The organism is Clostridium sartagoforme (assembly GCF_039521405.1).
Classification (GTDB): domain Bacteria; phylum Bacillota; class Clostridia; order Clostridiales; family Clostridiaceae; genus Clostridium; species Clostridium sartagoforme.
In genome coordinates this window covers 66810-88059 of sequence record NZ_BAAACH010000037.1, presented here as the reverse complement: position 1 = coordinate 88059, position 21250 = coordinate 66810, and the positions used below count along the sequence as shown (strand labels likewise).

Annotated in this window: 19 protein-coding genes; 18 read left to right on the top strand and 1 reads right to left on the bottom strand. The window is 27.3% G+C overall.

What is annotated here, in order from left to right; translation table 11 throughout:
* Positions 1–8 precede the first annotated feature (8 nt).
* The 14 genes from ABDZ60_RS14290 to ABDZ60_RS14225 all read left to right on the top strand — a co-directional run bounded on the left by ABDZ60_RS14290 (position 9) and on the right by ABDZ60_RS14225 (position 16406).
* Entirely contained in the window at positions 9–992 is a 984-nt protein-coding gene (locus ABDZ60_RS14290; RefSeq protein ID WP_343778953.1) for an AAA family ATPase, read from the top strand.
* A gap of 3 nt (positions 993–995) precedes the next feature.
* Positions 996–1880 (top strand): DUF58 domain-containing protein, encoded by an 885-nt coding sequence (locus ABDZ60_RS14285; protein WP_343778951.1) that lies wholly within the window; start codon positions 996–998, stop codon positions 1878–1880.
* Between the two features lie 27 nt (positions 1881–1907).
* Positions 1908–3695 carry a BatA domain-containing protein gene (locus ABDZ60_RS14280; RefSeq protein WP_343778949.1) on the top strand — a complete coding sequence of 596 codons (1788 nt, stop codon included), beginning with the start codon at positions 1908–1910 and terminating at the stop codon, positions 3693–3695.
* Positions 3696–3709: 14 nt separating this feature from the next.
* Positions 3710–6556, top strand: a complete 2847-nt coding sequence (locus tag ABDZ60_RS14275) for a VWA domain-containing protein (protein ID WP_343778947.1) — start codon at positions 3710–3712, stop codon at positions 6554–6556.
* A gap of 265 nt (positions 6557–6821) precedes the next feature.
* Positions 6822–7241, top strand: a complete 420-nt coding sequence (locus tag ABDZ60_RS14270; RefSeq protein ID WP_016206080.1) for a PTS sugar transporter subunit IIA — start codon at positions 6822–6824, stop codon at positions 7239–7241.
* A complete protein-coding gene (locus ABDZ60_RS14265) occupies positions 7238–7708 on the top strand; it encodes a PTS sugar transporter subunit IIB (protein ID WP_047000665.1) in 471 nt (156 codons plus the stop codon). Before ABDZ60_RS14270 ends, ABDZ60_RS14265 begins: the two co-directional genes overlap by 4 nt.
* 24 nt (positions 7709–7732) lie before the next feature.
* Entirely contained in the window at positions 7733–8500 is a 768-nt protein-coding gene (locus ABDZ60_RS14260) for a PTS mannose/fructose/sorbose/N-acetylgalactosamine transporter subunit IIC (RefSeq protein WP_016206078.1), read from the top strand.
* Between the two features lie 24 nt (positions 8501–8524).
* Entirely contained in the window at positions 8525–9355 is an 831-nt protein-coding gene (locus ABDZ60_RS14255) for a PTS system mannose/fructose/sorbose family transporter subunit IID (RefSeq protein ID WP_343778944.1), read from the top strand.
* 65 nt (positions 9356–9420) lie between these two features.
* Entirely contained in the window at positions 9421–10389 is a 969-nt protein-coding gene (locus ABDZ60_RS14250) for an SIS domain-containing protein (RefSeq protein ID WP_343778942.1), read from the top strand.
* 121 nt (positions 10390–10510) lie between these two features.
* Complete coding sequence (locus tag ABDZ60_RS14245) at positions 10511–13255, top strand: sigma 54-interacting transcriptional regulator (protein WP_343778940.1); 2745 nt, start codon at positions 10511–10513, stop codon at positions 13253–13255.
* A gap of 13 nt (positions 13256–13268) precedes the next feature.
* Positions 13269–13898, top strand: a complete 630-nt coding sequence (locus tag ABDZ60_RS14240) for an HAD family hydrolase (RefSeq protein ID WP_016206076.1) — start codon at positions 13269–13271, stop codon at positions 13896–13898.
* A gap of 59 nt (positions 13899–13957) precedes the next feature.
* Positions 13958–14620 carry a hypothetical protein gene (locus tag ABDZ60_RS14235; protein WP_016206075.1) on the top strand — a complete coding sequence of 221 codons (663 nt, stop codon included), beginning with the start codon at positions 13958–13960 and terminating at the stop codon, positions 14618–14620.
* Positions 14621–14839: 219 nt separating this feature from the next.
* Positions 14840–15334: an RNA polymerase sigma factor gene (locus ABDZ60_RS14230; RefSeq protein WP_343778936.1), complete on the top strand. Its 495-nt coding sequence runs from the start codon at positions 14840–14842 to the stop codon at positions 15332–15334.
* Positions 15324–16406, top strand: coding sequence for a hypothetical protein (locus ABDZ60_RS14225; RefSeq protein ID WP_343778934.1), 1083 nt, complete (start codon positions 15324–15326; stop codon positions 16404–16406). The genes ABDZ60_RS14230 and ABDZ60_RS14225 overlap by 11 nt, the downstream gene beginning before the upstream one ends.
* A 225-nt stretch (positions 16407–16631) precedes the next feature.
* Here the strand turns inward: ABDZ60_RS14225 and ABDZ60_RS14220 are convergent, their stop codons facing one another.
* Entirely contained in the window at positions 16632–16787 is a 156-nt protein-coding gene (locus tag ABDZ60_RS14220; RefSeq protein ID WP_016206072.1) for a hypothetical protein, read from the bottom strand.
* A gap of 298 nt (positions 16788–17085) precedes the next feature.
* On the opposite strand from ABDZ60_RS14220, the gene ABDZ60_RS14215 reads away from it, so the two are divergent.
* The 4 genes from ABDZ60_RS14215 (at position 17086) to ABDZ60_RS14200 (ending at position 21137) form a co-directional block, all read left to right on the top strand.
* Positions 17086–17754, top strand: coding sequence for a response regulator transcription factor (locus tag ABDZ60_RS14215; protein ID WP_016206071.1), 669 nt, complete (start codon positions 17086–17088; stop codon positions 17752–17754).
* Positions 17754–19310, top strand: coding sequence for a HAMP domain-containing sensor histidine kinase (locus tag ABDZ60_RS14210; RefSeq protein WP_343778931.1), 1557 nt, complete (start codon positions 17754–17756; stop codon positions 19308–19310). The genes ABDZ60_RS14215 and ABDZ60_RS14210 overlap by 1 nt, the downstream gene beginning before the upstream one ends.
* Before the next feature lie 152 nt (positions 19311–19462).
* Positions 19463–20362 (top strand): ATP-binding cassette domain-containing protein, encoded by a 900-nt coding sequence (locus ABDZ60_RS14205; protein WP_343778929.1) that lies wholly within the window; start codon positions 19463–19465, stop codon positions 20360–20362.
* Positions 20334–21137 carry an ABC transporter permease gene (locus tag ABDZ60_RS14200; RefSeq protein ID WP_343779283.1) on the top strand — a complete coding sequence of 268 codons (804 nt, stop codon included), beginning with the start codon at positions 20334–20336 and terminating at the stop codon, positions 21135–21137. The genes ABDZ60_RS14205 and ABDZ60_RS14200 overlap by 29 nt, the downstream gene beginning before the upstream one ends.
* Positions 21138–21250 lie beyond the last annotated feature (113 nt).

Below are 21250 nucleotides of genomic sequence, written 5' to 3'. Positions count from 1 at the left end.
TGAGAAAGATGGAAATAAGCGAAAAAGAAATGATAGAGGTTTCAACGAAAATAAAAAGATGTGAGGAAGAAATAGCAAAAGGAATTATAGGACAAAAGGATATAATTAGAAATGTTTTAGTTGCTATTTTTGCAGATGGTAATGTACTTTTAGAGGGTATGCCTGGAATGGGAAAAACTCAATTAGTAAAAACAATAGGAAAAGTGTTGAATTTAAGTTTTTCTAGAATACAGTTTACACCAGACTTAATGCCAGCAGACGTAGTTGGAACAAATATAGTAGTTAAAGAAAATGATAAAACTTTATTTAAATTTGAAAAAGGACCAGTATTTACGAACTTACTATTGGCAGATGAAATAAATAGAGCAACTCCTAAAACTCAATCTGCATTACTTGAAGCTATGGGAGAAAAAACAGTAACAGTTGGTAAGACAACTTATGAAATGTCAAAGCCATTTATGGTGCTTGCAACTCAAAATCCAATAGAGCAAGAAGGAACATATCCACTTCCAGAAGCACAATTAGATAGATTTTTATTTAAGTTAAATGTAGATTTTCCAAATCTTCAGGAGCTTAAAGAAATTATGGATTTAACATTAACAAACAATAAAGTTCAATTTGATGCTGTTCTTGAAGGTGATGAAATATTAAAGATAAGAGAAATAATTAGAGAAATAAAGCTAGCAGAAGCAGTTAAGGAATTTGCATTAAAGCTTATATTAGCAACTCATCCTGAAATTCCAGAAACCTCAGAATTTGTTAAGAAATACGTAGAAGCAGGAGCTAGCCCAAGAGCAGCACAAGGTATTATCAGCGGAGCAAAAGTAAGGGCTGTTATGGAAGGGCGATTAAATGTATCCTTTGATGATATAAAAGCATTAGCTTATCCTATTTTAAGACACAGAATAATATTAAACTTTGATGCTATAACTGAAGGTTTAACCGAAGAAAGTATTATAGATAAGATACTAGAAGATTTAAAGGTTGTGTAATAAATGAGTGAAAGGATATTTAATGAGGACTTTTTTAAAAAGCTAAATAAAATAAATATGCATATAAATTTTAAGCTTTCCTCAGGGACACAAGGGGGAAGAAAGTCAAAAGCAAAGGGAGTTTCTGTAGAATTTTCAGATTATAGAGAATATGCTCCAGGTGATGATTTTAGACGAATAGATTGGAATGCATATGGTAGATTCGATAAGTTTTTTGTAAAAGTTTTTATGGAAGAAAGAGAAGGGGTTTTTAATTTCTTTGTTGATAAAAGTAAATCAATGGATTATGGAAATGAGAACAAAAAAGATACTGCATTAAAAGTAGTTGCGGCTTTAAGTTATATTGTCTTAAATAATCTAGATAGAGTAAATATAAGCACTATGGATAGTGGTGATATACAAAGTATAAAATCAGCAGCTGGGAACAAGGCCTTTCAAAGAATACTAAGAGAATTAGAAAATATTGAATTTGATGGTAAAACAGATCTTACAAGCAGTATAAAGAAGAGACCATTAACTCCAAGAGGTGTATCTATAGTTGTATCTGATTTTTTAAATAATGAAGGATTAAAAGATTTAGAAGATGCTCTTAAGTATTTAGCATTTAAAAAACAAGATATAATCTTAGTTCAAATACTATCAAATGAAGAAATTAATCCAGAGTTTAATAATGAAATTACTTTTATAGACAGTGAAACAAGTGAAAATGTAAAAATGAGTCTGACTCCAAGTCTTATAAAAGAGTATAAAAACACTTTAAAGTCTTATAAAAAATCTATTGAGGATATTACAAGAAAATATGGTGGTAAATTTATAAGCGTAAATTCATCTATGGAAATTGAAGATATTATATTAGGTGAATTTAGCAAGAAAAGAGTATTGTATTAAGGCACAATCCAATAAAAGGAGGAAGTCATGGGATTTACAAATTTTTGGCCCTTATTCTTATTAATAACAATTCCTCTTTTAATAATGCTTTATATATTGAAAAGAAAGTATAAAGAAGAGGTTATATCTTCAACACTTTTGTGGAATGAAGTATATAAAAATACTAGAGCAAACACACCATGGGAAAAGCTAAGAAAAAATATTATGTTACTACTTCAAATAATAACATTGATTGCCCTTATTTTTAGTTTAATGAGACCTTTTTTAAACTTTGGAGGCAAGAGTTATAAAAATATTATTTTAGTATTAGATAATACTGCAAGCATGAGTGCAGAATATGGCAGTAATACCAGGTTAGATGAAAGTAAGAATTTAGCAAAAGAGTTTTTACAATCAACAAAGGATGATACTAATGCTTTTATAATAAGCTTTGATGGAAGTAGTAATTTACTTCAAAATGGAGATTTTAATAAAGAAGCCTCTAATGAAATAATTGATTCAATACCTCAAAGTTATAATACTGGAGACATAAATGATACTTTATCATTTATAAAAGCAATAGGCCAAGGAATTGAAGAAGAATACGAAGTTATAGCTTTTACAGATAAAGAATTTTCATTAGGTGATGTTAATGGAAAGGTTATATCATTAGCTAACTCAGGAATAAATGCATCTGTGGATAATGTATCTCATAAGTTTTTAGAGGATAAGGTAAGAGTTATAGCAACTATAACAAATAGAGGAACGGGAGCTTATGAAGGCGATTTTTCTCTTTATGATGGAGAAGAACTTGTAGCTGTCGAAAGTTTGCAATTGCAAGAAGGAGAAAATAAAACTTTAACTTTTGACTTTCCTAAGATAAATGGTGAAGTATTAAAGGGAGAATTATCTAGAAAAGATATGATTTCTGGAGACAATACTTATAACCATGTAGTGGGAAAGAAAAAGGTAAATAAGATTCTTATAGTTACAGAACAAAATGTATTTTTAGAAAGAGCTTTTGGGAGTATTGAAAATACGGAAGTATATAAAACTAATGATGCATCAAATTTAACAAGTGCAGATGAATATGATTTATATGTATTTGATAATGTTACTCCAGATATAATGCCGTCTAAAGGAAGTATATTGTTTATTAATCCAAGCTCCAATGAATTCTTTAAGGTTGTTTCAGGTGGAGAAGGGGGAGAGGCTAAAGCTGTTATAGGAGAACTTTCAAAGTACTTAGAAGATACAACATTTACTGCTGCTAAGTATAATTCTATAGAAATTCCTTACTATGGAAGAGGCTTCTTAAATATAGATGACAATTATATCGGATTCAAGGGAGAAATTGATGGAAGGAAAATAGCGGCTTTATCATTTGATCTTCATAATAGTGATTTTGCACTTAAAAAGGAATTTCCTATATTAATGTATGAACTTGGAGAAAATTTAATATCAAGTGGAATGGTTTATAAGAGTAATTTTAAAGCTGGAGAAAAGATAATAGCTAAAGGTCTATCTTTAGATAATAATATCACTTTAACATATCCAGGCGGTAGTACATTAGAAATAAAATCTGGTGATGAGATAAAAGAGGATAGGGAACTTGGAGTTTATAAATTAAATGTTTTAGAAAAAAAAGAGCTATTTTCAGTTAACTTTCCATCAGAAAAGGAAAGTAATACTAATGTAAATAATATTGGTGAAAGTGAGAATATAAGTAATGCAAAAGCTGATTTGAGAAGGGGTTTAAATCTTGCTCCATTACTTATAATATTGGCTATTTCAGTAGTAGCTTTTGAATGGATTATGTATAAGAGAGGAAATTAGGAGGCAAAGAAGAGATGAAAATAGAAATAGGAAATTTATACTTTTTAATATTGATTCCAATTATTTTTGCCTTTATGTATTATAGCTTTAAAAAATATAAACCATGGAGTAAAAATGAAATTGCAGTATTTATAAGTAGAGTAGTAATATTTATACTTTTAATATTAGCATTTGGAAATATAACTATAAATTTAAAGGGGAGAAATATATCAACTGTATTTTTACTGGATGTATCAGAAAGTGCAGGTGATTTTGAAGAATCAGGAAAGGATTTTATATCTACAGCTATAGAGTCAATGCCAAGAGGAAATAAAGCAGGAGTAGTTTTATTTGGTGATAACTCGAAGATTGATAAGGTATTAAATAAGAAAAAGGAATATAAATCAATAGATGAAAAGCCGGTTTTAACAGCAACAAATATTCAAGAAGCAGTAGAAAGTGCTTTAGGATTATTTGAAAGAGGCGGTTCTAAAAGAATAGTTTTAATAACTGATGGTGAGGAAAATCAAGGAGATATATTAAAATCCATCCCCTTAATAAATGAGCAAAAAATAGATTTTAAAGTTTATAAAATTACTGGTGAAAAAGGTGATGAAATCTACGTTGATAATGTAAAGGTACCAGATAATATATCTGTAGGGGAGGAATTTTCGGTTTCTATTGATATAAAATCAAATTATGCAACAAAGGCAAAACTTACATTATTTTCAGGTAGGAACAAAGTTGGAGAACAACAGGTACAAATACAAAAAGGGAAAAACTCCTTTGTATTTAAAGACAAGCAAAGTTCAGGTGGGTTTAAGGGATATAGAGTGCTAATAGAAGCAGATGGAGATAAAAACAAAGTTAATAATGAATTTAGTACTTTTACAAATGTAATGGATAAGCCTAATATTCTTCTTATTAATGGAGTTAAGGGCGATTCAAAGGCATTAGAAGAAATATTAGTAAACTCAGGTGCTAATATTAAGAAAATATCACCAAGTGCATCACCAAGTACTTTAAATGAATTACTTGAATATAAATCAATAGTTTTAAATGATGTTCATAGAGACGATTTAAGTAATGGATTTATGGATAATATAGAAGCTTATGTAAAAGATTATGGTGGGGGATTAATAACCTTTGGTGGTGAGGATTCTTATGCTCTTGGAGGATATAAAGATACTTCACTTGAAAAAGTATTACCAGTTTATATGGATAAGAGAGGGAAAAACGAAGTTCCTTCAATAAGTATTAATTTAATAATAGATAAATCAGGTAGTATGAGTGCTGAGGGAGGTGGAGTTAGTAAACTAACTTTGGCTAAGGAAGCTGCGATGAAGGCATTAGAAAATTTAAGAGAAGTAGATGAGATATCAGTAATAGCTTTTGATGATACTTACGATGAGGTAGTACCTCTTCAAAAGGTTGGAGATAAAGAAGCTATAAGGGAGCTTATATCAGGAATTCAAATAAGAGGAGGAACATCAATTTATCCAGCCCTTGAACAAGGTTATAATATGCAAATGCAAAGTAGCGCAAAGATAAAACACACAATATTATTAACAGATGGTCAAGATGGATATGGATTTGATAACTATGCTAATCTTCTTAAGAACTTTAATGATAATAATATTACTCTTTCAACGGTGGCCGTTGGTGAAGGCGCTAATGCAGATCTTTTAAATCAGCTTGCTTCAATAGGAAAGGGAAGAAGTTATTATACAGATATATATACTGATATTCCAAGAATATTTGCAAAGGAAGTTCTTTTATCAGCAGGGACCTATATAATAAATGAAGAGTTTACTCCTAAGATATTAAGTAATCACGAAATATTAGCTGGAGTAAAAACGTCAGATGGAATTCCAAGCTTACTTGGATATATAGGAACATCTATAAAAGAGAATGCAGTTGAAATATTAAGTTCTAATCATGATGAGCCAATTTTAGCTGCAATGCAATATGGAATAGGAAGAACAGTAAGTTTTACTTCAGATGTTAGTGGGCAGTGGAGTAAAAATTATTTGGCGTGGGAGTATGGACCGCAACTTATAAAAAATATGGTTTACTTTACGATTCCAAAGTATGGAGAAGAAGGAAAGCTTAATATCAGCCAAGAAGGAAATGAAGCAAAAGTAGAGTTTTATAATGATAAGATATCTAAGGATGCAAAGGTTAAAGGGATATATAATGGGGAAAATGGAGAGGAAGGGGAATTTGAATTAAGCCAAGTTGAACCAGGGAAATTTCAGGCTAATATTCCACTAAGTTCATTAGGATTTTATAATTTCAGCATAAGAGAAGAAGAAAGTGGAGAAATAAAAAACAACTATAAAGGCGCATTTGCTCTTCAATACTCAGATGAATATAAATTTAATACTAATGGAGAAAAGTTAGATGTAGTAATTAAAGAAACAAAGGGAAGTTTCATAAATAAGCCAGAGGAAGTTTTTGAAGGAAAGCTTCAAAGAGAATATAAAAAGATAAACTTAACAACTCCATTAATAATAATAAGTATTTTATTATTTATGCTTGATATAGTTTATAGAAGGCTAAATATAGATTTAGTTAGATTCTTTAAAAAGAGAAAAGATAAGGTTAAAAAAGAAAAAATAGCTAAAAATAATAATTCTGTGAAAGTAGAAAGTAAAGCTATCAAAGGAAATAATATATCAGCAGTAGATGCTAAAGAACAAAACAAGCTTAAAATTAAATCTAGCGCTGAAGCTGAGAATCAAAATTCAGCTAAGAAAAATGAAATTAAAGATAAAGAAAGTAAAAAACCAAAGAAAAAGTTAGAGAAGGAAGTTCCAAAGAAAGACTCATTAGATACAAGTGCTCTTCTTAAGAAAAAGAGCGATAGAAAGAAAATATAAATATATAGATTATTACAGAAGATTAGTTATATAGTTAAATGAAATTTAAGGATCATATAAAGTGCCATTGTAAAGATGACTTTATATGGTCTTTTTTTACTCAAAATATACAACACTTTTGCATAACACTTTTATTAGTATGATTTAAAGTGTTGAAACAATAGTAATTAAAGATATAAATATAGTAAATATAAGGGATATGAAGCTTAAATAAACTTTGGCATATATATTGCTTAATAAATTAATGAGTAAAGGAGGCAGAAATATGAATCAAATAATTTTAGCAAGTCATGGTGAATTAGCAAAAGGAATGAAAGATACTTTAAACATGATTATAGGAAATACAGAGTCAATAAAGGTTTTTTCTTCATATAGAGACGAGGAAACTAGTATAAGAGATTTAATTGAAGAAGTAATTATAGAAAACTATGATATCAATAAAATTTATATTTTAACAGATATCTTTGGCGGAAGTGTAAACAATGAAATTATGGATTTAATGAAGAAGTATTCAAAAATAAATTTAATATCAGGAATGAATTTACCTTTAGTTATTTCTATAGCAACAACAGATAATATTTCAGATGAATTATTAGATGAATTTATTAAAGATAGTCAGAGTGCAATTATAAATTGTAATAAGTTACTAAACAAATTTATAGATAGAAAGGAGGAAGATTTATGATAAAACTAGTTAGAATAGACCATAGGTTACTTCATGGACAAGTAGTTTTTGCATGGACAAAAAGCTTAAGTATTTCAAGAATCATAATAGTAGATAATAATGCAGCCAAAGATGAATTGAAAAAGATGTCACTAAATTTAACCAAACCATCAGGGGTAAAATTAAATATTTTTTCTGTAGAAGAAGCTTTGTCTAAAATGCCAAAAGTAGAAAAATTAAATGAAAATATAATGTTTATATTTGGTGGTACAAATTCAGTACTAAAGTTTTGTGAAGGTTACAATAAAATTAAAGAAATAAATTACGGTGGAATTGCTAAAAAAGATAATTCAAAACAATATAGCAATGCAATTTTTCTTAATGAAGATGAATTAAATGATTCAGTTAAATTAAAAAACATGGGAATAAATTTATATATGCAACAAGTACCTACTTCAAGAAAAGAAGATTTGTTATCTAAAATTTAAATTTAAATAGAGGGAGGTTATAAAATGTTACTTAAATCTGTATTACTAGGTTTTATTGGTGTTTTTTGTATTTTAGATTCAAGACTTTTAGGAAGACTTAATTTTGAAAGGCCACTGATTGTAAGTACATTAGTGGGAATTGTTTTAGGAGATATGCAAAAGGGGTTAATGGTTGGAGCATCTCTCGAATTGATTTCATTAGGGTTAGTAAATATAGGAGCTGCTGCACCACCAGACATGAATATGGGCTCTATAATAGCAACAGCATTTGCAATTTTATCAAATACAGATGCAGAAACAGCACTAACAATTGCTATTCCAATTGCTATACTAGGTCAAATGATTGGAATTTTATTAAGAACTATTCTTTCTAATTTAACTCATACAGCTGATTCACTAATCGAAAAAGGTGAATATAAAAAAGCATATAGGGTTCATATTGTATTAGGGCCTATATTATATTCATTAATGTATTTTATACCTATATTTTTAGCAATATATTTTGGAACAGATTTAGTTAAAAGTATTGTTGATACGATTCCTGAATGGTTAACTAGCGGATTGACTCTAGCAAGTAAAATATTACCAGCATATGGTTTTGCATTACTTCTAAATACAATGCTTTCAACAAAGATGTTACCATTCTTATTAATAGGATTTTTTGCTACTGCATACTCTGGATTAAGCGTTACAGGTATAGCTATATTTGCATGTACACTTGCGTTTATATTGTCAGAATTCAAATTTAAGAAAAATAAGCAAGAAGATGAATTAGATGCTTTAGATTTATAAGTTTATTTGAGGGGGGAAAGGAATATGCAAGATAAAAATGTATTAAAAGAAAAAGATAAAAATAAATGGAAATATAGAAAATTCTTTTGGCGTTCTTGGAATATACAAGCTTCATGGAACTATGAAAGACAAATGAATATGGGATTTTTATATGGAATTGCCCCAATATTAGATGAAATATACAAAGATCCTAAAGATGAAGAATTAAAGAAGGAAGCTTATAAAAGACATATGGCATTTTATAATTGTACACCTCAAACAAGTGCTTTTGCATTAGGGTTAAGTTCAGCTATGGAAGAACAATATTATGAAGATAGAGAAAATTTTAATCCAGAGGCTATTAATGCAATGAAGACTTCTTTGATGGGGCCTTTATCAGGTGTAGGAGATTCATTTTTCCAGGGAACTATACGTGTTTTAGCTTTTGGGCTTGGAATAAACTTAGCAAGAGAAGGAAACATACTAGGACCTATCTTAGCCATGATAATATCATTCATACCATCATATTTAGTTACTTATTATGGAGGAAAGATTGGATACTTAATGGGAAATAAGTATTTAAGCAAACTTTATAATGAAGGCCTTATGGATAAGGTTATGTATATATGTTCTATAGTAGGATTAATGGTTATAGGATCTATGATGGCAAGTATGATTGGAATAACTACACCAATAAAATTTGGAGAGAAATTAATATTACAAGATATTTTAAATGGAATTATTCCTGGAATCATACCATTAGGATTAACTTTCTTCATGTATTGGCTGCTAAAGAAAAAAGTCTCTACAGGATGGATTCTTAGTATCAGTATAATAGGTGGAATAATTCTTAGTGTATTAGGAATTTTTAAATAAAATTTATGATATTAAAAATAAATTAATATAAATAAAATCTAGTTAATAAGTAGGAGGAAAATATAATGAATCCAAAAGAAATTATCCAAGGAATAAAAGAAAAACAAGGTGAAATAAAGAGTGTAATTTTTGTAGGCTGCGGAGCATCAAAAGCAGATTTATACCCAGCAAAATATTTTTTAGATGGAAATGCTAAGGAGTTAAGAGTTAGCCACTATACAGCTAATGAATTTAACTATGCAACTCCAGAAGCTGTAAATGATAAATCTATAGTAATTACAGCATCATTAGGAGGAACAACTCCAGAAACTGTACAAGCTAATGCAAGAGCTAAAGAATTAGGAGCTCACGTAATCAGCTTAACTAAGACTGTAGACTCACCCCTTACAAAGGATGCTGATTATGTAGTATATCATAGATTTGCAGAAAGCTATTCAGCAAAATTAGAAAAAATGGGATTTGCTTTAGAATTAGCAGTTGAGATATTACAACAATTTGAAGGTTATGATAACTATGAAGATATGCAATTAGCTTTTAGTAAGATATATGATTTAGCAGATACAGCAGCAAAATCAGCAATACTAGATGCAAAGAAATTTGCAAATGAATATAAAGATTCTCCAGTAATATATGTTATGAGTAGTGGAGCAACTCATGAAGTAGCTTATTCTACATCAATTTGCTTAATGATGGAAATGCAATGGATTAATTCAGGAACATTCCATTCAGGAGAATTTTTCCATGGACCATTTGAAATAGTAGACAAAAATGTTCCATTTATATTATTGATGAATGATGGTAGAACTCGTAAGATTGATTCACGTGCATTAACTTTCTTAGAACGTTTTGAAGCTAAAGCAACAGTTGTAGATGCTTTAGATTATGGATTATCAGCTGTTATTCCTAAAACTGTAATTGATTATTTTAATCCTATGATACTTACAGCAGTATTCCGTGTATACGCTGAGGAGTTGTCAGAAGCACGTCAACATCCATTAACAAAGAGAAGATATATGTGGAAGTTAGAATATTAAGATAAATTTAATTTAGCAAAGAAATCAAATATATATGATTTCTTTGCTTTTTAAATAATACAAAATAGTATAAAATTATTATAATATTTACATTCTTATAGGAAAAGAGGTGGATTTGTAATTGAAAATAGATATATCTAGTTATTTAAAAGAGTTAACTAAAAAATTTAATAAAGATAATCTAAATTTATTTTCAGCAAATAATATAGCAGAAAAAATTAATTTAAGTAGGAGTACTGTAAGTAGTTATCTTAATAAAGAAGTAAAAGAAGGAAATATTATTAAGGTTAAGGAATATCCTGTTATTTTTTTAGATAAAGAAACCTTTTCTACTCTATATTTTAAAGCAGGTTTAAATGAATACGAATCATTAGAGGAACTTTTTGAAGAAGATAAAGGAACAACATGTAATAAGGATATATTAAGTAATATTATAGGAGCGAGAGGAAGCTTAAAAGAGCAAATAGAACAAATAAAAACAGCATCCTTATATCCAAGCAATGGATTACCTATAATGCTTTTAGGGCCAAGTGGGTCTGGAAAAACTTATTTAGCTAAATGTATATATGATTATTGTATTAATGAAAAGTTAATAGATAAAAAATCAAAATTTATATCATTAAATTGTGCTCAATATTATCATAACCCTGAGTTACTATCTAGTTTATTATTTGGATATATTAAAGGCACTTTCACTGGTGCAGATAAGGATAAAAAAGGACTTCTTGAAAGTGCTGATGGAGGAGTGTTATTTCTTGATGAAGTCCACAGATTAACAGAAGAGGGACAAGAAAAGCTATTTACTTTTATGGATTCAGGAGAATATTCGCCTATAGGTGATAATAGTATAAAGAAAACATCAAGGGTAAGATTAATTTTTGCCACAACAGAATCAATACAATCTACTTTTTTACCAACATTTATCCGTAGGTTACCTGTCATAGTTAATATTCCAAGTTTTATGGAAAGGCCTCAACAAGAAAGGCTTAATTTAATCGATAGCTTTTTTCTAATAGAAAGTGAAATATTAAAAAAGACTATAAAAGTATCTAAAAATGTTATTTCATTTCTGCTTTCAAGTAGCTATGAAGGAAATGTAGGAAAAATAAGAAATATTGTTAAATATAGCTGTGGAAGTAGTTATGCAAGAATGAGAACTGAAGACGTAATAAAAGTAAAAACTACTGATTTACCTATTGAATGTCAAGATAGAATTAAAGATAGTTATAATTTTACTAACAAATATCAAGATAGATTATATGATTTCGAATGTCCTGAACTATTAAATGTAAGTAGTAATGAACAAAAGAGTATTGCTACAACATACTTCCAATTTATAGAAGAGTTTAAGCAATTAGAAAAAAATAATATAACAAGGGAACACTTTATAAATAAAATGACAAACAATGTAAATATATTATTAGATGATCTTGTTTTCAATTCTGGATTTACTAAAGAGCAAAGTTTGTTTTCAGTACTAACATTTAATATAAGATATACCTTCAAATATCTTGAAGAAAACTACGGATTTAATCAAGATGGAAATAAAATATTATCTATTGCAAATCTTTTATATTTTAAGGGTGAAAGTGAAATATTAATTAATCATCCAGATTGGAATAGTGTAAAAGCTAAATTACTTTTGTTTATTGGAACTCATATGGAAAATTCTCTATGGTTAGCAAAACTTATGTTAAACAACTTAAGCAAATATCTAGATTATAGATTTTTAGATGAAGATTTGATATTTATAACATTTTATCTAAATAGTACAGAAATGCCTAAAATAAAAAATAAAGTAAACAGTATAATTTTAGCTCATGGGTATTCTACAGCAAGTAGTATAGCAAATGTTGCAAATAGAATGTTAAAGAAGAATTTTTTCCAAGCAATAGATATGCCTATAGATACAACAATAGATGATATTGAAAATAAGGTTATAGAGTTTATTGATAATTATAATACTGAAAATGGATTGATTTTATTAGTAGACATGGGCTCTCTTTCTGACTTAACTAATAGACTAAAAGATAAAATAAAGGGACCTATATTAATAATAGATTATGTATCAACACCTATAGTATTAGAGATAGGTAGCTTATTATTACAAGAAAAAAATATTAATGAAATAAATGATGAAATATTAAAGGATATAAAAATTAATAAGAAACTAGTATATCCAAATAGAAATAAGAAGAGGGCTATATTAACATGTTGTTATACTGGAATGGGGAGTGCCGTTCAAATACAAGATATACTTTATAAAAGCTTAAATGAAACAAAAGATTCATTTGCAATTATTCCATATGATTATCATAAGCTACAAAAAAATAAACAAAAAGAAATGCCATTTCAAATTTACGATGTTCTTGCAATTATAGGTACAGCAGATCCTAAAATAGATGGAGTTAAGTATATTGGATTGGATCAATTAATTAGTGGAGAAGAAATTCAAGATTTTATTAATATATTAAAGAAAAACTTCGAAATCGATGAAGATAAATTAAAAAAGGACATATTATTTAATTTTTCAATAAAGAAAATAATAGGAAATTTAACAATATTAGATGTTGAAAAAGTATTAAAATCTATAGAACAAGCAGTAGATAAAATGGAAGAAAAACTAGATATTAAGTTATCTAATAACATAAGATTCCTATTGTATCTTCATTGTAGTTGTATGATAGAGAGAATTTTAAGAAAAGAAAAACTAGATGAACAGTTAGATATTCAAGAGTTTTTAGATAAACAAAAAGAGAAAGTTGATATTATTAAATATTCCTTTTTAGAAGTACAAAAGGAATACAGTATAAATATTTCAGATTTAGAAATTAGATTAGTTCATGATATAGTATTTAATTATTAAAGGGGGATAAATATTGAAAAAGGCTGTTATTTTTGATATGGATGGTGTTTTAATTGATAGTGAATATGCTTATTTTTTAAGAAGAATGAAATTTTTTGATAGTATTGGAATTGAACCAGGAACTAGAAATTTCACTGATTTTATTGGATTAAGTGATAGTATGATATGGGAAAAGCTTATTATTGATGATAAAAATAAAAGAGAAAGATTAAGAGAAGAATATAAAAAGTATAGAGAGATAAATAAAATTAATTTTAAAAAAGTCATGAATAAATCAGTTAAATATATAATTAAAAATCTAAGAGATAAAAATATAAAAGTTGCTATTGCTTCATCATCAGAAAAAAAAGAAATATTAAGAATGATGAATGAATGTGAGATAACTGAATATATAGATTTCGTAATAAGTGGAGAGGAATGTACTGAGAGTAAGCCAAATCCAGAAATATATATTAAGTCTATTGAAGCTTTAAATATATTACCTAAAGAAGCATTAGCTATAGAAGATTCAACATTAGGAATAGCCTCAGCAGTATCAGCTGGCTTAGAAGTAGTAGGAGTAAAACAAAAAGATTACGATTTAGACCAATCAAAGGCAACATACACAATATCAGATTTAGATGAAATAATAAAATACTTGTAGCAAAACAAGTTAATATAAAATACTTATATAGTAACAATAATTTAATAGGAGAAAGCCATATGCAAATGATGGACATGCTTTTTAAAGGTCTTATGGGTGGCGGAATGGGAATGCCTAATATGGGAGGAGGAAATCCTTTAGGTGGACTAGGCGGAGGAAATCCACTTATGAATATGTTAATGGGCTCCATGATGGGAGGCCAAAACCAAATGAATGGAGCTAATAATCCATTATCTATGCTGATGAATGGAATGGGAGGAATGAATAGGGGAAATAACCCTATGAATAATCCCATGAATCAGCAAGGAAATGGAATTAATCAATTGTTAGGTATGCTAATGGGTGGTAATGGATTAAATATGCTAAATCAAAATAGAGGTGGAATGAATAATATTAATAATAATTCCAATGCTAACAATCCACTTGCTGCTTTAATGAATGGGATGAATCAAGGTCAATCAGGAACTCAGCAAAGAAACTCAAATAATGGAACTGTAGATATGAATCAATTAATTAGTATGCTAATGAATGGAAATGGTTCAAGTAATACAAATAGCGCAAATAATTTCTCTCAAAATAATAATAGCAATGCTCAAATGGACCCATTAGCAATGCTTTTTAATTCCATGAATGGTGGTAATGCAAATAATAATGCTAATGCTAACTCAAATAATGGAAGAAGACAATCTTCTAGTAGTAGACATCATAGAAGTAGAAGATAGTGAATCTGCTAGCGTATAAAAATTAAACTAATAATTGTTTATTAATAATTTTTTGATTATTAATTACATTAATTTGGCTGTCCTTGTGGCAGCCAAATTAATGTAATTAACATAATGTAGTAAACTATAAAAATATAAAATTTAAAACATAAAAAATTATTTTATTTATGCAACATTTTAAAGAGTTAAATTGTATTAAAGGTGAAAGGGGGAGAGAAAATGAATGAGTTTTCTTTACCTAGGGAAGAACTTATTTTGAGAGTTATAGAAAAGTATTCAAATACAGTATATAGATTAGCTATTTCAAGGACCAAAAGTGTCCATGATGCCGAGGATATAATGCAAAATGTATTTATAAAATTTATAAATTGCAATATTAACTTTGAAAGTTATAATCATATAAAAGCTTGGTTAATAAAATTAACTATAAATTTAAGTAAGAATTTATTAACATCAGCTTGGTTTAAGAAGACTACAGCTTTAGATGAGAATATAGTTGCAGTAATAAAGGAAGAAAGTGAAGTATATGGCTTTGTATTAGATTTACCAACTAAGTATAGAACAGTTATACATCTATTTTATTATGAAGATATGACTACAGCTAATATTGCAGAGATATTAAATATCAAAGAATCAACAGTACGTTCTCAGCTTCATAGAGCAAGAAATATGCTTAAGGAAAAAATAAAAGGAGATGAGTGCTTTGAATTTTAAGGATAGTTATAAAAAGGACAATGAAAAAATTAAACCAAGAAAAGAAGTTTTACTTAGTTTATCAGATAAGGTAAAAAATAATAAAGCGTCTAAAGTTATGCGAAAAAGTAAGGTTAGTTATAAATTAGCATTTTCAATAGTAGCAGCTTTATTAATTTTTTCAGTTTTAATTTTTGCTAAAGAAAAAATAGGATTAAAAAATATTTTAGCAAATAATGATTTAAATAATATTGGTGAAAATCAGAATAAAGAAAATAAAATTGATGACAATATAAATGGAGATTCTATTAAAGATGGAATATATGTGCCTAAACAACAACTTGGAATAATTGATCCAAATATTCAAGCTTGTAGGATAGCAACTTTAGTATATAAAGGAAGAATATATACCACCCAAAGTGTAGAGTTTCCTTTGGAAATAGGGAAGGAATTAATAGATAAAAAAATAGGAGTTACATGGGACCTAATGAGTGAAATTCAGGATAATGGAACTTCAGCAGGATATATAGATTTAGAAGCTTTAAAGGATTTTGCAAGCATAAGCGAAGGTGATGAAGTTTATACAGCAAAGGGCTATGATGAAAGCTTTAGATTAATAACCTATACTAAAAATGAATACGGAGAATATGTTAATCTATGGGAATGTTTAAATGACTTTATATTAGCTGATGGTAGTTATGTTTTTGGAATGATGAATATAAGAGAAAACTTAGGGAGTGCTACATGGAAAAGCTTTAATAACTGGAATAATGGAATAATAGAAGAAAAAGAAATTACTATAGATGATACAGTAAATAGTTTTATAGATTCTATGTATAAAGGAACACCATATTCACTAGAGGATGAAAGCTTAAGAAATGAATTGTTTGATAAAGAAAGTAACTATTCAAGCGAAGAAGATTATGCTGATATAAATGAAGAAAGTCAAAAATTTATTTTTTTGAAAATGAAAGATGGAACAAAAGCAGAAATAAGACTATTTAAAAGTGGATATATATACTATTCAGGATTAAATTTTGCTTTTAAATTAGATGAAGAATCCTTTAATAATATGTGGAATAAATTGAATTAAAATATTATAGTAATAAAAATAAATTATATACGTAGGCTTAGGAAATCTAAATTTGCAATAAAGTCACGTGATGACCAAATGAAAATTATAATAAATTTGCATATGCTAAATTAAGATTGTAAAAAAATAGTTAGTTTTGTATAAAAACAAAACTAACTATTTTTTTAAACTACGAAAGAAGTTTGCAACTTAATTATCTATTACGTAGTCATTGTGCATTAGGACCTAAAAGCCTCTTTTCTTTGCTTCTTCACCACTTTCATTTATTCCAGGTTCCTTAATTGTAAAGTTATATGAACTATTTGCAGATTGATTTTGTGTTTTTGTCCCATTTCTTAGCACATTTTCTTTTGAATGAGTTCTTTTATTATCATTTTTCATAAATGTTCCCTCCTAAATAAGATAGATTACATATATAGTATTAGAAAATTAATAGAAAATTATTAGAGTAAATAAAATTGAAAAATTGAAAGAATTTATATAGTTCACAGTGCACAAGGCAAAGTTCACAGTTTCTTAGATAAAGTAACATTTATCAGGGAACAGGTAACAACTTCAGTTATGAAATGATATAATTTACCATAGTTTTTATATTGGTAAATTAAAACAAACAATAAATAAATTATATATTTATTGTATAATTAATATATAATTTATTTTTTTGGGGGATTGAATAGACATGATTAAAATTTTATTTTTAGAGGATGAACCAAATATACTTGAGGTTACAACTGAATATATGAAGATGCAAGGCTATGAGGTTACTTGTGTTAATAATGGACAAGATGCCTTAGAAATTTTAAAAAATGAAGATTTCAATTTAGCTATTTTAGATATAATGGTACCTAAGGTTAATGGTTTAGAAGTACTTGAATATATAAATAAAAGCAAAAGGAATATGGCGACAATTATGTTAACTGCACTTGGAGATGAACAAACTCAACTTAAAGCATTTAACCTTAAGACAGATGATTATGTTATTAAACCATTTTCTCCATTATTATTATTAAAGAGAATTGAAGCGGTTTTGAGAAGGAGTTTAACAGAAGGTAAATTTGATAACGATGATACTGAGTTTTATATAGATGATAATACTTATCAGGCTTATTATAAAAGCGAAAGTTTAAATTTAACATTAAGTGAATTTTTATTATTACAAACTTTAATGAAAGAACCTAATAGAGTTTTTAATAGAGAACAATTGATAATGAGAATTTTCAATGAAGATTATATTTCAAATGATAGAATAATAGATGCGCATGTTAAAAACTTAAGGAAAAAACTACCTCATAATTATATTAAGACTGTAATTGGTGTAGGATACCAGTTTAACAAGGAGGATATTTGATGAACTTATCTAAAAAGACTTTTATTTATAGTTCTATACTTGTAGGGACAATTGTATCACTAATAATAATTTATTTTGTGGTTATGTTACCCTCATTATATATTGATCATTTGAGAAAAAGTCATTATCAATCTATAAAGAAGATTCAAGAGAACTATATTGAAAATAAGGATTATAATAGTATATACTCACCTAATCCATCAGGTACAATAAGTCTTATGATTCCATCAAGTGGAGATAATGTATATGCGGCTAATAGATTTGGAACAGCAAAGTTTACCATTAAAGATAATAATTTAATTAAATTAATAGATGAGTTTAGATATTATTCTAATAATATTGATGAAATTAAAGAACTTGAAAATTATGATGTTAAGGTTTTGGATACATTAAAAGAAAGTTTCAATAAAAAAGTATTTATTGAAGAATTACCAGTAAAATTTGAATTTAGTAAAAGTAATAATGTTAATGTATTTACTGAGGATTCAAGTAAAATGAGTATTGCTTCAGATGATACTATTATTTATGAATTTAATAGCTTTGATGGAATAAATTATTATACAGTTTACTCTGCAATTACAATAAGAAATGGAGATATTATAATTTCATTGTTATCTGTAATGACTCCAAAGATAGAGGAAATTACATCAATAGTATTTCAAAGCTTACCAATGATAGTATCAGTACTTATATTAATAATATTGCTCTCAACATATTATTTTTCAAGAAAAATAATAGTTCCAATAAAAAGGTTAGCTAATCATGCTGAATTTATAAAAAATAATAACATAAATAATATTTATCCTATAGAAATTCAAGGAGAAGATGAAATTTCGGTTTTAGGAAATACATTAAACGAACTATATATTAAATTAAATGAAAGCTTTAAAAGTTTAGAAGAAAAAAATAAATTATTGATTACTGAAAATAAAAGACAAGATGTATTTTTAAGGGCATCTTCGCATCAATTAAAAACACCAGTTGCTGCATCGCTTTTACTTGTAGAAGGAATGATAGATGAAGTAGGAAAATATAAAAATACAAAGGAATATTTGCCAAAAGTTAAAGCTCAACTCCAATCGATTAGAAAGATTATTGATGAAATATTAAACCTTAATAATAAAGATATAAATAAGAAAATGATTAATATAAATGATTTAATAGAAGAAATATTAATTCAACATGAAATCCAAATAAAAGAGAAATTTATAAATGTAGAAAGAGAATTAAAGAATATAAACTTAGATACAGATTATCATTTAATGTATAAGATTATAGATAATTTAATTGCAAATGCAGTAAGATACACAGATAGAGAAAATAATATAAAAATAACTTTAAATGAAGGCAGCCTTATAATGGTAAATTATGGAGCTCATATAGATGAAGAACTTTTGCCTAATATATTTGATGCTTTTGTATCAAGTAATTCAGAAAATAGGGGAAGTGGTTTAGGGCTTTATATAGCATATTATTATTCAAATTTATTAGGTTATAAGATAGAAATTAATAATATAAGCAATGGAGTAGAAGCAATAGTATATTTTAATTTTTAGGAATTTATAAAAACTTACCCTTTGAATAATCTTTAATAAATTCCTATTAACATGAATTAAAGCTACAGAACATTTGCATATTAAATTCACAGGAAATTCATACCAAGGTAATATACTTAGAGTATAGAAATTAAGACAAAGGGGGAGCAATAGTGATTACTATAAATAACTTAGAAGTTAAATATGGAAAAGAAGTAGCTTTATTAATAAAATCTCCTATTAAATTTGAGGCAGGAGATAGAATTGGAATAATAGGTTCAAATGGTGCAGGAAAAACTACTTTAGTTAAATCAATTTTAGGACTTATTAATTATAACGGATCTATCAATACTAATATAAGGCCTGAGGACATATCTGCACATATGCAAAGCAACAATTATGTAGAGACAATGGCAGTTAAGCATATAATAGAAGCTGTTTTAGATACAAAAATTAAGAAGAATAAAAAGTTACAAGAGTTAATTAATTTTTTCGACTTTGATAAGTGCTTAAATAAAAAGTATAGTGCACTTTCAGGAGGGCAAAAACAAAGACTTACTATAATATTGGTTTTAATTCAAGATTCACCACTAGTATTTTTTGATGAAGTTACTTCAGGACTTGATTTTGAAACAAGACAGCAATTAATGAGTAAAATTGAAGAATGGTATAGAAATAAAAATACAACTATTTGTATAGTATCTCATTATTATGAAGAGTTAGAACAGTTAACTAATAAAATATTAATATTAGAAAGTGGCAGAGTTATTGATTTTGGAAGTAAAGAAGAATTGTTTAAAAAATATTGTGGAAATTCAATTATAACTTTATCTAACACAAGTGAAAATATTGAAATTACAAAGAATTTTAGAAGAATAAAGTCTCCAAAGCATTTAATAGCAATTCCTAGTTTTAGTATAGAAGAAGAATTAGAAATATCAAAGCTCTTAATAGAAAAAGATATAAGCTTTAAAAGAAGCAATTCAGATATAGAAATAATGAGCATTAATGCTAAAAGCAAAAATGAAGTTTATCAAAAGGATGGTGAAACTCTTGAAAGCAAAATTAGTTAGATATAATTTAGTTAAGTATGAATTAAGGAATTTAGTAGGAAATATATTTTCAATAGTATTTGGAGTTATTTTTCCAATATTTATGTCAATTTTTTTAGGAAATATAATTTCTTCAAAATCTCCAGAAGAATTTAGAGAAGTTATAATGACGAGTATTTTTATAAGTAATAGTTTAATGATTCCATTAGCTACTGTATTTGTATCATATTCAGCAACTTTTTCACAAGAACTTGAAAAAGGAATTCCTCTTCGTTTTAGATTGTTTGGATATCGTGAAAAAGATTTGATTATATCTAAAATATTAGCTTATTTAATTTTTATGACAGTAGCTATAATTATTTATGGAATAGTATCTTTTTTAACATTAAAAATACAGGTTCCATCATTTTCTTCAGCATTAGTTTTAATAGGCTCACTATATTTTCTTGCTATAATATTTTTTGCATTGGCTCATGGGATATCTTTATTTTTTAAGAAGTTTGGACCAACTTATTCTATAACAATGTTACTTTATTTTGCAATAATGATTTTAAGTGGAATGTTTGGAGTACAAGCAAAAGATTTTCCAGAGTTATTAATGAAAGTTGCATATTTGTTACCAACAACTTATATATGTGGTGATTTTATTGATTTCTGGCAAAAAGGAAGCTATAACTTTATGCCGTATATACAATCTTTAGTTCTACTTGCATCAATAGCAGCAATAATTATGTTTTTAGCAATAAATAAGGATTCTAGATATATCCATAAGGATAAGATTTCAGTAAGTAAATAGAAGTTAATTTTAAATTTTGTGAAATAAAATTATATATGAGAAATGAAAGAGTTATGGAGAGCAATCTTAATTCTTTCATTTTTTATTTTTTTATTATTTGTTTATAAATGATT

Coding starts and splice junctions, on each gene's coding strand:
- ABDZ60_RS14230 (WP_343778936.1), top strand. CDS start 14,840: ATGAATGAGTTTTCTTTACCTAGGGAAGAACTTATTTTGAGAGTTATA.
- ABDZ60_RS14235 (WP_016206075.1), top strand. CDS start 13,958: ATGCAAATGATGGACATGCTTTTTAAAGGTCTTATGGGTGGCGGAATG.
- ABDZ60_RS14210 (WP_343778931.1), top strand. CDS start 17,754: ATGAACTTATCTAAAAAGACTTTTATTTATAGTTCTATACTTGTAGGG.
- ABDZ60_RS14285 (WP_343778951.1), top strand. CDS start 996: ATGAGTGAAAGGATATTTAATGAGGACTTTTTTAAAAAGCTAAATAAA.
- ABDZ60_RS14220 (WP_016206072.1), bottom strand. CDS start 16,787: ATGAAAAATGATAATAAAAGAACTCATTCAAAAGAAAATGTGCTAAGA.
- ABDZ60_RS14215 (WP_016206071.1), top strand. CDS start 17,086: ATGATTAAAATTTTATTTTTAGAGGATGAACCAAATATACTTGAGGTT.
- ABDZ60_RS14265 (WP_047000665.1), top strand. CDS start 7,238: ATGATAAAACTAGTTAGAATAGACCATAGGTTACTTCATGGACAAGTA.
- ABDZ60_RS14280 (WP_343778949.1), top strand. CDS start 1,908: ATGGGATTTACAAATTTTTGGCCCTTATTCTTATTAATAACAATTCCT.
- ABDZ60_RS14250 (WP_343778942.1), top strand. CDS start 9,421: ATGAATCCAAAAGAAATTATCCAAGGAATAAAAGAAAAACAAGGTGAA.
- ABDZ60_RS14255 (WP_343778944.1), top strand. CDS start 8,525: ATGCAAGATAAAAATGTATTAAAAGAAAAAGATAAAAATAAATGGAAA.
- ABDZ60_RS14260 (WP_016206078.1), top strand. CDS start 7,733: ATGTTACTTAAATCTGTATTACTAGGTTTTATTGGTGTTTTTTGTATT.
- ABDZ60_RS14290 (WP_343778953.1), top strand. CDS start 9: ATGGAAATAAGCGAAAAAGAAATGATAGAGGTTTCAACGAAAATAAAA.
- ABDZ60_RS14270 (WP_016206080.1), top strand. CDS start 6,822: ATGAATCAAATAATTTTAGCAAGTCATGGTGAATTAGCAAAAGGAATG.
- ABDZ60_RS14275 (WP_343778947.1), top strand. CDS start 3,710: ATGAAAATAGAAATAGGAAATTTATACTTTTTAATATTGATTCCAATT.